Source organism: Streptomyces sp. NPDC059668 (assembly GCF_042734135.1).
GTDB lineage: Bacteria > Actinomycetota > Actinomycetes > Streptomycetales > Streptomycetaceae > Streptomyces.
Genome location: NZ_JBHWEL010000004.1, coordinates 144,277 through 154,900, shown reverse-complemented (window position 1 = coordinate 154,900; position 10,624 = coordinate 144,277). Strand labels below are relative to the sequence as shown.

9 protein-coding genes, 1 pseudogene and 1 riboswitch are annotated in these 10,624 nt (G+C 71.6%); of the genes and pseudogenes, 3 read left to right on the top strand and 7 right to left on the bottom strand.

All coding sequences use genetic code 11. The features are described from left to right. The 5 genes and pseudogenes from ACFV2J_RS05420 to ACFV2J_RS05400 form a co-directional block, all read right to left on the bottom strand. The coding region (locus ACFV2J_RS05420; protein WP_385437420.1) for an aromatic acid exporter family protein at window positions 1–797 on the bottom strand (797 nt) is incomplete at its 3' end. A gap of 850 nt (window positions 798–1,647) precedes the next feature. Then, window positions 1,648–2,406 carry a CbtA family protein gene (locus ACFV2J_RS05415; RefSeq protein WP_385083071.1) on the bottom strand — a complete coding sequence of 253 codons (759 nt, stop codon included), beginning with the start codon at window positions 2,404–2,406 and terminating at the stop codon, window positions 1,648–1,650. Between the two features lie 19 nt (window positions 2,407–2,425). Continuing rightward, window positions 2,426–2,641 carry a CbtB-domain containing protein gene (locus ACFV2J_RS05410; protein ID WP_148014965.1) on the bottom strand — a complete coding sequence of 72 codons (216 nt, stop codon included), beginning with the start codon at window positions 2,639–2,641 and terminating at the stop codon, window positions 2,426–2,428. A 37-nt stretch (window positions 2,642–2,678) separates the two neighbouring features. After that, window positions 2,679–2,820: riboswitch (cobalamin riboswitch) on the bottom strand. A 421-nt stretch (window positions 2,821–3,241) separates the two neighbouring features. Next, window positions 3,242–4,330: an enoyl-CoA hydratase/isomerase family protein gene (locus ACFV2J_RS05405; RefSeq protein WP_385083072.1), complete on the bottom strand. Its 1,089-nt coding sequence runs from the start codon at window positions 4,328–4,330 to the stop codon at window positions 3,242–3,244. Beyond that, a pseudogene (locus ACFV2J_RS05400) lies at window positions 4,327–4,533 on the bottom strand (acyl-CoA dehydrogenase family protein); the annotation flags it as partial. The pseudogene ACFV2J_RS05400 and the gene ACFV2J_RS05405, both read right to left, overlap by 4 nt. Window positions 4,534–4,601: 68 nt before the next feature. Here ACFV2J_RS05400 and ACFV2J_RS05395 point away from each other — a divergent pair. After that, a complete protein-coding gene (locus tag ACFV2J_RS05395; RefSeq protein ID WP_385083073.1) occupies window positions 4,602–5,327 on the top strand; it encodes a TetR/AcrR family transcriptional regulator in 726 nt (241 codons plus the stop codon). A gap of 16 nt (window positions 5,328–5,343) precedes the next feature. Next, window positions 5,344–7,797, top strand: coding sequence for a SpoIIE family protein phosphatase (locus ACFV2J_RS05390; protein WP_385083074.1), 2,454 nt, complete (start codon window positions 5,344–5,346; stop codon window positions 7,795–7,797). Window positions 7,798–7,925: 128 nt separating this feature from the next. On the opposite strand, the gene ACFV2J_RS05385 is transcribed toward ACFV2J_RS05390, so the two are convergent. Both ACFV2J_RS05385 and ACFV2J_RS05380 read right to left on the bottom strand, forming a co-directional pair. Then, window positions 7,926–8,873 carry a helix-turn-helix domain-containing protein gene (locus tag ACFV2J_RS05385; protein WP_385083075.1) on the bottom strand — a complete coding sequence of 316 codons (948 nt, stop codon included), beginning with the start codon at window positions 8,871–8,873 and terminating at the stop codon, window positions 7,926–7,928. Further along, on the bottom strand, window positions 8,870–9,772 hold the full coding sequence (locus ACFV2J_RS05380; protein ID WP_385083076.1) for a peptidoglycan-binding protein: 903 nt from the start codon (window positions 9,770–9,772) through the stop codon (window positions 8,870–8,872). The genes ACFV2J_RS05385 and ACFV2J_RS05380 overlap by 4 nt, the downstream gene beginning before the upstream one ends. Before the next feature lie 263 nt (window positions 9,773–10,035). Here ACFV2J_RS05380 and ACFV2J_RS05375 point away from each other — a divergent pair, with 263 nt between their 5' ends. Then, on the top strand, window positions 10,036–10,482 hold the full coding sequence (locus ACFV2J_RS05375) for a peptidoglycan-binding protein (RefSeq protein WP_385083077.1): 447 nt from the start codon (window positions 10,036–10,038) through the stop codon (window positions 10,480–10,482). Window positions 10,483–10,624: the final 142 nt, after the last annotated feature.

The following is a 10,624-nucleotide window of genomic DNA, read 5'->3' as shown; positions in this document are numbered from 1 at the left end:
CCAAAGCCCCTCCACGCGCGCGCGTCGGACCGGCGCGGGCGCCGGGGGGGGGCCGCACCCGGGGTGGCCCCCCCCCCCCCCGGCGCCGCCGCCCCCCCCCCCCCCGCGCGGCCCCCCCCCCGCTTCTCCAGGGTGCGTGCCCGGTGCAACCACGCGTGCGCCTTGACGGTGAGGTTCCGGTCGGCCAGACCGTCACCCATGTCCCGCAGCAACCCTCCGATGGCGTGGGCCACATCGCGCACGGCCGCTTCGGACTCGTCCACGTACAAAGGGGGCAGGACGAGCGCGTTCACGGCGATACCCGCCACCGCTCCGGTCAGCGTCTGCAGCGCGGGGAACAGGAGGTTTCCCACCGGCGCGGTCGCCGTGGCGGCCAGGGCGATGACCGCGGTCGAGGCGATCTGGAGCCGGTCGTCGGTCGTGCGACGGGGCCCTCCCAGCACCGCGACGACCGCGATGACCGCGACGCTGCCGGCGGTCACCCCGAAGAGCCAGGCGGTCGCGAGAGCGAGGACCAGGCCGCCCAGCTTCGCGACGACGTTCTGCGCCGCCTTGGTCACGGACTGGTACACAGTCGACGCGTTGACCATGAGCAGTGCCGTGGCGACCGCCAGATACGGGCTGCCGCCGGGGGACCACGGAGCCGCGACACCCCAGGCGAGCAGTGCCGCGATCAGGGTCTTCACACCGTGCACCACATGGCCCGGCCGCCGGTCGCGGATCCGATGGGCCAGGTGACGCATCGCCCCGACCACCGTCGCCAGGACACGCTCGGGCAAAATGGTTGAATGCTGCACATCGCCAATATCGCACTTTGCTCCCCCGTGGACCCCGTGATGTCCCCCACAGCCGTCCGTCCGTGCCGACGACGAGGGGCGTCGGCACCTCCGAAGACCTGATCCGGGCGATCCACTCTTCGGTGCACGACGGGCACGGGGTGGACGCTATGATCCGTGATCACGCGACCACGATCCGCTTCGGACGTCGGCAGGGCGTGGGCCTCGGCCTGCGCGTTCCGCACCTCGTCGCCACGTGACCCTGGGGGAGACCATGCGGCAGGCGCCCGGTACGGCCTGGCGGACGCGGCGACCGTCGGGACCGACCGCGTACGGATCCGGCCGTGGCCACGACACGGGGACGCCGACCGGGAGACGGCACTGCGGCTGCTCGACCGACTCGCGCGGTGCCGGGCCCCGTACCCGTGGGAATCCGACGACGGGGTACGGTCCCCCGCGAACGCGACGCCCCGGCGCCGGAGTTGCCGCCGTTCTTCGCTCCGGACGCCTGCTCCCGCCCTGTCGTGCGGCGCGCCCAGGCGGCCCGACGGGACGGCCCGAGGCGAGGTTTCACGGGTGCGACCGGGGTTGAGGACGACAGGGCACGGGCCCTCACCACGGGGTGACGTCGTGGTCCTCCGGTCACCCGGGCCCTACGCCCGCGTCCCTCCCTGTGGCCGTCGTCGCCCTTGCGTGATCGGGGAGTCTCGCGAGCCGTCCCCCCGTTCGCAGATCGTGGGTTCCGGGAGAACGCGAAAGGGCCCCCGGACGGTTCCGGTGGCCCTCCGCGTGTGATCGCCCGCTGATGTCCCAGCGGTCTTCGGTACGTCTTCTCGTACGTCTCCTCGTACGTCGTCCCAGGGTGAACGTGTCAGTTCGGTACGGGAGTTGCTCCCGCGGCCACGGCCGCCGCCGGTCGCGGGGCCAGCAGACGCTGTGCCAACTCCCCGAAGACCAGACCGAAGCCGGTCCACAGGGTGAGCTGGATGGCGAGGGCCGAGGTACGGAACCGCCACAGCAGGGTGGCCGGGAAGTCCTTCGGCACCTCGTTGATGACCGGAAGGAACTCGTAGGCGATTCCGATCACGAGGACGAAGAAGACGACCGCGGCGACGGTCGCGTACCAGGTACCCCAACGAGGTGCGAGCCGCTTGCCGAGGATCACCGCGGCGATCGCGAGCAGCACGCTGAGCACCATCATCAGGAAGTACAGCGTCGTGCGCTTGCCGATGGTGTCGGGGTCGCCGACGGACGGCGGGTTGGCCGGGTACTTCAGGAACGGCACGACGTACACCGCGAGCAGGGCGCAGCCGGACAGCAGCAACGCGGTCGCGCGCGGGCTGAAGCGGCCGACGCGGCCGAGCGCGAAGCAGTACGCGAGGGCGGCGATGCCGCCGAAGGCGACGCCGTAGATCAGTACGCCGGTGGCGAGGCCGCCGGTGGACTGAAGGCTACGGCTGACGATCTCGACCTCGTGCCCGTGTGCCGGGGCGTGGGCCTCTTCGAACCCGATGGCGTCGTCGACGCTGGGCTCGCCCAGGAAGTAGGCGACGACGAGGGCCAGCACACCGGCGGCGAGGCCGGCGAGCATGCCCCGCACGAGAAGGTTTCGGACGGTTGCGGAGTTCATGGGTGCGCGGTGTCCCTCGTCAGTGGCAGGGGAAGCCGAGGAGGTGGCGGGCATCGTGCACCCACTCGTGGACGTCCTCGCCGGAGACGACGGCGGTGGCACCCTGCTCGGCGCCGACGAAGTACAGCAGGACCAGCATCAGGATGCCGAAGAAGACCGCCCAGGGGACGATCGTGCCGATCGGCAGCTTGGCGGGGATCGGGGTGGCTGTCGGCGGAGCGACGGTCTGCGCCATGGCAGGACCTCCTCGGGAGTTCGCGTCCCATCTCGGTGGTGCACAGGACGACAGCTGCGGGTCTGACTTGAGAGACCCCCTGAGGAGGGGGTCTCGTTCACAGTGGCGCGACCGTGCCGGATTTCCACCGGCTTCCGCCATGCCGTCGTCGATATCGCACTGACCGTACCGCGTGTCGGGTTCATGGCCAAGACCGTCCCAACCGCCGTGATCTTCGTCTCGCCGGTGGGAGCAGACGGCCGTGACCTGTGGGTCAGCGGCGGGTGAAGCACGCCGACCGCCTTCCCGGCGAAGGTGTTCGCCCCCCTCCTTCTGGCCGGCGGCCGCGAACACCGCGTGAATGTAACGCCGTTCGCACGTCGTGGCCGCTCGCGTCGTACAACTCGCCCGGCTCGCGGCGAGTTCGGCCATTCACTCGTGAACTCTCCGTCCCCTTGCCTCGTCACCCGCCGGAAGCGGGTCCGTGATCCTGAGCGGCGCCCCGCACCCGGGCCGCGGTCGCGGTTCGCCGGGCTCCCCGTACGGGGCCCGGTACCGGGCAGTCCGCTGTGAGCGCCCCGGCACCGGCGAACGCTACGGTTCCGCCCTCCGGTGCCCCTCCTACGCGATGTCGGCGGCCGCGAGGCCGAGTTCACGCTCGCCGAGCGGGGTGAAGAAGCGCGCGACGTCCGCGTCCGTGACCTCGGCGAGTGTCGACGGCGACCAGCGCGGGTCCCGGTCCTTGTCGACGACCTGGGCGCGGATGCCCTCCACGAGGTCCGGTCGGGTGAGCGCCGCGCAGGAGACGCGGTACTCCCGGTCGAGCGCTTCCTCCAGGGTGGTGGTCAGGCGGGCTGCGCGCATCGCGGCGAGGGTGACCTTGAGGGCGGTGGGTGACTTGGTGAGCAGGGTCTCCGCGGCCTGCTTGGCCGCGCTGTCCCCGTGATCCAGCAGCCGGTCGACGATCTCCTCGACGGTGTCCGCGGAGTAACAGGCGTCGATCCAGCGCCGTGCTTCCGCGAGGTCCCCGGGCGGCGCGTCCCTGGCGTGACGGCCCAGGACCTCTCGTACCGGCGCGTGGGCGAGGTCCTGGACCAGCCGCGGCAGGGATGCGGACGGCACGTAGTGGTCGGACAGCCCGCACAGCAGGGCGTCGCCCGCGCCCACCGGAACTCCGGTGAGCGCCAGGTGCGTGCCGAGTTCGCCGGGTGCGAGGGAGAGGAGATAGGTACCGCCGACGTCCGGGACGAAGCCGATGCCCGTCTCGGGCATGGCGATCCGCGAACGTTCGGTGGCGATCCGTACGCTGCCGTGCGCGGAGACTCCGACGCCGCCGCCCATCACGATGCCGTCCATCACGGCGACATAGGGCTTCGGGTAGCGCGCGATACGGGCGTTGAGCCGGTACTCGTCGCGCCAGAAGGCCGCCGACGCCGTGCCGTCCCCGTTCCGGGCGTCGTCGTGGATGGCACGGATGTCGCCGCCCGCGCACAGGCCCCGCTCCCCCGCGCCGGTCACGACGACGGTCTTCACCGCCGGGTCGTGTTCCCAGGCCGTGAGCGCGGAGCCGATACGGCGGACCATGGCGTGGGTGAGGGCGTTGAGCGCCCGGGGCCGGTCGAGGGTGAGGTACGCGGCGTGCCCCTCGGTGCGCAGGAGGACGAAGTCGTCGGTGCCGGTGGCCGCCCCGGCGTCGTGGGGGCCGGTCATCCGGACGCCCCCGTCAGGCCGCGGGCCACGATAACGCGCATGATCTCGTTGGTTCCTTCCAGGATCCGGTGGACACGGAGCTCTCGGACGATCTTCTCGATGCCATGGTCCCTCAGGTGGCCGTGGCTCCGTGCGGCGGCGGTGCCCGGTCCGTCACGAAGCAGCCGGTCGGTCACGGAGCAGCCGGTCGCGGGCGCAGGCCTCGCCGGACGTTCGATACGTTCTATATCAATGCTATGGAAAGTTGTAATAACAGTGATAAATTGGACAGATGCAAGAACGGGCTGTACGCACCCGGCAACGGGTCCTGTGCGCCGCCGCGGAGCTCCTGAGCTCCCAAGGACGTGCGGGCATCTCGACGCGCGCCGTGAGTGCGGCGGCCGGCGTGCAGCCGCCGACTCTGTACCGGCTGTTCGGGGACAAGGACGGACTGCTCGACGCCCTCGCGGCGTACGGCTTCCAGCAGTATCTGCGCGAGAAGCAGTCCCTCGAACAGACCGACGACCCCGTCGCCGATCTGCGTAGTTCCTGGGACCTGCACGTCGGGTTCGGTCTCTCCCGGCCGGGTTTCTACGTACTGATGTACGGCGAAGGCCGTTATCGCGGCGGCATACCGGAGGGACTGGAGACCATCGCGATCCTGCGCCGGATCCTTGCCCGCGTGGCCGCGGACGGCCGGCTCCGCATGAGCGTGGACCGGGCCACGCAGCTCGTCCACGCCATGGGCCTGGGTGTCGTGCTGTCACTCATCGCGACGCCCCCTTCCGAGCGGGATCAGAGCCTGCCGGCGACGGCCCGTGAACACGCGCTGCGAATGATCACGACCGCGAGCACCGTCGCCGGGCAGAGCCCGGACGTGCCCTGCCGAGCCGCGGCCCTGCGCGAGGCGTTGACCCGGAGCGGCACCGTCGCGATGACACCCTCCGAGGGCGCGCTCCTGGCGGATTGGCTCGACCGCCTCGCCGACGGCAGTCCTGCCGCCCGATCGACTCTCTGAAGGAGGGACGGTGCCAATGGCCAGAGCCAGGGACACGCTGCCCGACGCCGGACAAGGAGCCGGGCACCCGTCCGGCACGGCCATGGCGGCGGTGGACGCACGCGGATTGGTGGTCGCGTGGAGCCGGGGGGCCGAGCGGCTCAGCGGCTTCTCGGCCGCCGACGCGATCGGCCGATTCGTCGGTCGGCTGCTGATGGACCCGGAGGTGATCCTGAGGGCACCCGCCTTCACGGATCGGAGCCGCCGGAGCGACGGTTGGTCCGGGATCGCGGGACTACGCCGCCGCGACGGCACCCCGCTCGACGTGCACCTGCGGGTCTGCCCCCTCACGGAGCGGGACGGAGGCATGCGGTGGCTGGTCACCGCGACCGAGACGACGACCGTTCCCGGCTGGCCGATGAACGGGGCCGGCGTGCAGGCGCTGCTCAGCGGGGCGCCGATCGGTATCGCCGTACGTGACACCGACCTGCGTTGCACCTGGGTCAACGACGCGCTGGCACTCCAGGACGGCATCCCCCGCGAGAAGCGGCTCGGGCGCCGGCTGACAGAGGTGCTGCCGGGACCCGAGGCCGAGACGGTCGAGGCGGTCATGCGGCGGGTCCTGAAGAGCGGGGAGCCGCTGGTCGATCACGAGTACCGCACGTGGATGCCGACGAAGCCACAGCAGGAGCACTCCTTCTCGACCTCGTTCTTCCGTCTCGACGACGCCGACGGGCGCACCGCGGGGGTGTGCGCCATGAGCGTCGATGTGACGGACCGGCAGCGGGCCCGCGAGCGCCTCGCCGTGCTCAGCGAGGCCAGCACCCGGATCGGCACCACGCTGGAGGTGACGAGAACCGGGCAGGAACTGGCCGACCTGGCCGTGGCCCGTATCGCGGACTTCGTCGCCGTGGACCTCGCGGACTCCGTCTCGCTGGGTGAGGACTCGCCGACCCGGCTGGGCTCGACGAACGGTTACGTCCCCGCCTTTCGCAGAGCGGGGGTGGCATCGATCCACGAGGGCGCCCCGGAGTCGATCTGGAAACGCGGCGACATCGTGTCCGTACCGTCTCCCTCCCCCTTCACGGAGGTCCTGGCCTCGGGGAAGTCACACCTCGAACCGGTGGTCAACGCCTCGAGCGACACCTGGCTCGACCGGGATCAGCGACGGTCGGACAGGATACGCAGGTACGCGATGCACTCGCTGATGATCGTCCCGATCCACGCGCGCGGTGCGGTGCTCGGCGTGGCGGTCTTCTTCCGCATGGCCGACTCCGTGCCCTTCGAGGCGGACGACCTGCGGTTGGCCGAGGAACTCGTCGCTCGTGCCGCCCTGTCCCTGGACAACGCCCGCCGCTACGTGCGCGAGCATGCCGCGGCCCTCGCCCTTCAGCGCACCCTGCTGCCAGGCCGGCTCATCGGCGGGGTGGCCGTGGACGTGGCGTCCCACTACGTGCCCGCCGACACACAGCATGGCGTGGGCGGCGACTGGTTCGACGTCATCCCGCTGTCCGGCGCCCGGGTGGCCCTGGTCGTGGGCGACGTGGTCGGGCACGGCATCAACGCCGCGGCGACCATGGGCCGGCTCCGGGCCTCGGTGCACACCCTCGCCAACATGGACCTGTGCCCGGACGAGTTGCTGGCCCACCTCGACGACACCATCTCGCGCCTCGACGCGGAGGACAGCGGCAGTACGGAACGCGCCGGCGCGGAAGCCGGTGCCACCTGCCTGTACGCCGTCTACGACCCCGCCACCCGGCGCTGCACGATGGCCCGGGCGGGCCACCCGCCCCCCGTGGTGATCTCGCCGCGGGGTGAGGTCTCGGTCCCCGACCTTCCCGCCGGTCTGCCGCTCGGTGTCGGACCGGCCTCCTTCGAGGCGGTGGAACTGGAACTGCCCGAGGGATGTGTGATCGCCTTCTACACCGACGGGCTCGTGGAGAGCCGGGACCAGGACATCGACGCGGGGATACGTCGGCTGGGCACCGTCCTCGCGCGACCGGGCCGACCTCTGGACGAACTCTGCACGGCCGCGTTCGACACCTTGCCGACCAGGGCGCTGGAGGACGACGCCACGCTGCTCCTGGCGCGGACACGTTCGCTCCCGCCGTCGCAGATCGCCACCTGGGACCTGTCGCACGATCCGGTCGTCGTCGCGCACGCCCGGGCCGTCGCCACGGCCCAGTTGACCGGATGGGGACTGGAGGGTCTGGCCGACACCACGGAACTCATCGTCAGCGAGCTGGTCACCAACGCCGTACGACACGGTGCCGGCGCCATCACCCTTCGCCTGATCCGCCACGAGGTGCTGGTCTGCGAGGTGACCGACACCAGTGATTCCGTGCCACGTCTGCGGCATGCCCGTCCGACGGACGAGGGCGGCCGCGGCCTCTTCCTCGTCGCGCAGCTCTCCAGTCGACGCGGCACCCGTCACTCCTCCGTCGGCAAGACCGTCTGGGCCGAACAGGAAATCAACACGCCGTCCTCCTGAAGACCGGGCCCGTGCGGCGGCCGACATCACCTCCGACATGACGAGCGCGGACGTGGCCGAGGCGGGACGGGCTCGACCAGCAACAACTCGACGTTCCACGCAAGTCGCAGCACGGGGCGTCCGGCGTCTCAGGGGGCGGAGATCTCGAAGCATTCCTTCCCGCCGCCCGCCGCGGGGCTGAAGCAGGCTTGCACGGATGTCCCGGTCCTGACCACGCTCATGGGGGTGTGGACGTAGGTGTCGGCCTCGTTGCGGCTGGTGACCCGGGCACCGCGCAGGGAGCCGGCCCGGCCGCCCACCCGCATCTCGACCCGGTCGTCCACGACCGTGCCCCACATCCGGGCCCAGCTCGTCCCGCATTCCTGGCTGTAGCGGATCTGGACCCAGGCACCCGTGGCGGTCTCGTGCTCGGCGAGGGTCAACGGGTCGGCGGCGCACTTCGTCGTGATCGGGTCCTTGTCCTGACAGGCGGTGGCCCGGCAGAGCGCGCCGCCGGCCGGAGGGGACGGCGGGGACGGTGACGCCTGCTTGCGTTGCGAGGGGGGAAGGTGGATGAGCACGAGCGTTCCCAGGAGCACGGCACAGACCGACGCGACGGCGGTGAGGACGGTGGCGCGCCGGCGTCCGGTGGGGTCGGTGCGGGTGAGCTCGGTGGGGGTGGGGTCGGTGCCGGTGAGGTCGGCGTCGTTCGGGACCGGCTCGCTTCGACCGGTTCCGGGCACGGCGGTGGCGGGGGCCGAAGCGCGTGTGTCCGTTCGGGTGCCGCCGCCTTGTCGAGCCGGCGTCCCCCGCGTCGGAGCGCTGTCTTCCGTCCGGTCCGTCCGGTCCGTCCGGTCCGTCCGGGCGATGTCCAGGAGCGCCAACGGATGGTCGGCGGGTTCGCCGGCGAGACGGCACAGCTCTTTGACCGCGCTGCGGGGCGGCAAGGTCTTGCCGTTGAGGTAGCGCTCCCAGGACGACTTGCTGAAGGTGGTCGCTTCCGCGAGCTGCGCCAGGCTCAGACCGGTGCGCTGCTTCAACTGCCGCAGCGCGGCGGCCAGTCGAGCGCCCGGTGGTGAGGGTGCGCTGGGTGTCATCCGCGCAACGCCGTCCAGGAGCGCGGCCCCAGCATGCCGTCGGCGACCAGGCCCGCGCGATGCTGGAACGCCTTGACCGCCCGCAGTGTGAGCGGGCCGAACATGCCGTCGATCCCGCCGGGTGAGATGCCCGCCCGGCGCAGCAGACACTGCGCCTCGGCGACGTCGTCGCCTGTGGCGCCGTAGGAGATCTCGGTGTTGCGGCCGTTGTTGACGCCTGCCGACCAACGCCCGTCGACGCGAGTGATGCGGCAGGTGTAGGAGGCCCGCGACGAGGCCACGGCGGTGCTGGGCGCAACGGCGACGGCCGCCGAGGTCCCGTCCTCGTCGAGGCGCAGCATGAGCAACAGCGCCGCGAGGACGGCCACGGTCAGGGCGACGACGCCTGCCGTGAGGGCGATGTGCGGGAAGCGGCCGGGGGCCGGGCCGTTGACGGGTGGCTCCGTGAGCGCGATCGGTGCGTCCGGCAACCCGAGAGGCGGACCCGTGGGCCTGACCGCCTGCTCCTGCCCCTGCTCTTGCCCCTGCCCCCGGTCTTGCCCTTGCTCCTGCTCATCTCCCCGTTCCCGCTCCTGCTGCCCTTGCTGCTCCTGCGCGGTGGGGCGGGGCTGTGCGACGGGCCTGGCGCGGGGGCTGTTCCAGGTGTCGGCGGCGATCTCATGCAGCGCGAACAGGGGCACGGGATCGGCTCCGGTGATCCGGGCCAGTGCCTCCACCGCCTCCCGGGACGGCAGCGCCGTACCTCCCAGGTACCTTTCCCACGACTTGGCGCTGTAGCCGGTCTTGGCCGCGAGCTGCCGCATCGTCAGCTCACCGTGGTCCTTCAGTTGGCGTAACCGCTCCACCAACTCCCTTGCGCAGGGATCGAGTTCAGCGGGCAGCGCCTTGGAGCGCGGCATGTTTCCCCCCAATGCGGTCATCAGCCTGAACAGCGGCCCCCTCCGCTGCTGCGCATTCTGCATGAGCCCGCCACATCTGTCACAGGTGTCCCACGTGGCCGTCCCACCGGATGCTTTCGTCGCAGGTCAGCGGGGTGGTCGTCCCGTAAGACCGTCACCTGCGCCACGGCCGTAGCCACCGTGCCCGGGCGCGGTTCACCTTTGGTCTCGCCACCTCCCCGCCAGTCGGGACAGGTGCCGACCCACGACCGAAAGAGGAACGCATGCGACCGAACGCTCTGGGCAGGACCATCGCCGGCCTCATCGCCGTTGCCGGCCTCGCCGCCGGCAGTGTGGCGACCGCGGGCACCAGCTTCGCGGCGACCGCGAGCACCGCGCAGACGGCGGCGGCCGCACAGCCGGCCTCCGCGGCCGCGACGCAGAACTTCGGTCTGACCACGGCCGAGGCGAAGAACGTCCAGCAGTTCCTCGCGGACTACTGGGGATACACCGACACCATCGACGGTCAGCTGGGCACCAACAGCTGGAAGGCCTTCCAGCGCTGCCTCGCGAGGTACTGGGGCTACACGGGCGCCATCGATGGGGACCCCGGCACGAACACGATCAAGGCGCTGCAGCGTCTGCTCGCGGACGACTACGGCTACACGGGCGCGATCGACGGCGTCGCGGGGTCGGGCACCCGCGCGGCGTTCAAGCGCTTCGCCGCCTGACCTGCCAGACCCGCCCGGCCGGTCCGACAGGTCGGACCGCCGAGTGACCCACCCCGCCCCCCGCGAGCGCCCGCGCGCCGGGCGCCCCGCCCGCGCGTCGCCCCCCCCCCCCCCGCGCGCGCCCGCGCCCCCCGCGAAAACG

What these genes read in the sequence shown, in the direction of transcription:
- ACFV2J_RS05410 (WP_148014965.1), bottom strand. Translation starts at nt 2,641, where the DNA reads ATGGCGCAGACCGTCGCTCCGCCGACAGCCACCCCGATCCCCGCCAAG.
- ACFV2J_RS05390 (WP_385083074.1), top strand. Translation starts at nt 5,344, where the DNA reads ATGGCCAGAGCCAGGGACACGCTGCCCGACGCCGGACAAGGAGCCGGG.
- ACFV2J_RS05395 (WP_385083073.1), top strand. Translation starts at nt 4,602, where the DNA reads ATGCAAGAACGGGCTGTACGCACCCGGCAACGGGTCCTGTGCGCCGCC.
- ACFV2J_RS05405 (WP_385083072.1), bottom strand. Translation starts at nt 4,330, where the DNA reads ATGACCGGCCCCCACGACGCCGGGGCGGCCACCGGCACCGACGACTTC.
- ACFV2J_RS05375 (WP_385083077.1), top strand. Translation starts at nt 10,036, where the DNA reads ATGCGACCGAACGCTCTGGGCAGGACCATCGCCGGCCTCATCGCCGTT.
- ACFV2J_RS05415 (WP_385083071.1), bottom strand. Translation starts at nt 2,406, where the DNA reads ATGAACTCCGCAACCGTCCGAAACCTTCTCGTGCGGGGCATGCTCGCC.
- ACFV2J_RS05385 (WP_385083075.1), bottom strand. Translation starts at nt 8,873, where the DNA reads ATGACACCCAGCGCACCCTCACCACCGGGCGCTCGACTGGCCGCCGCG.
- ACFV2J_RS05380 (WP_385083076.1), bottom strand. Translation starts at nt 9,772, where the DNA reads ATGCCGCGCTCCAAGGCGCTGCCCGCTGAACTCGATCCCTGCGCAAGG.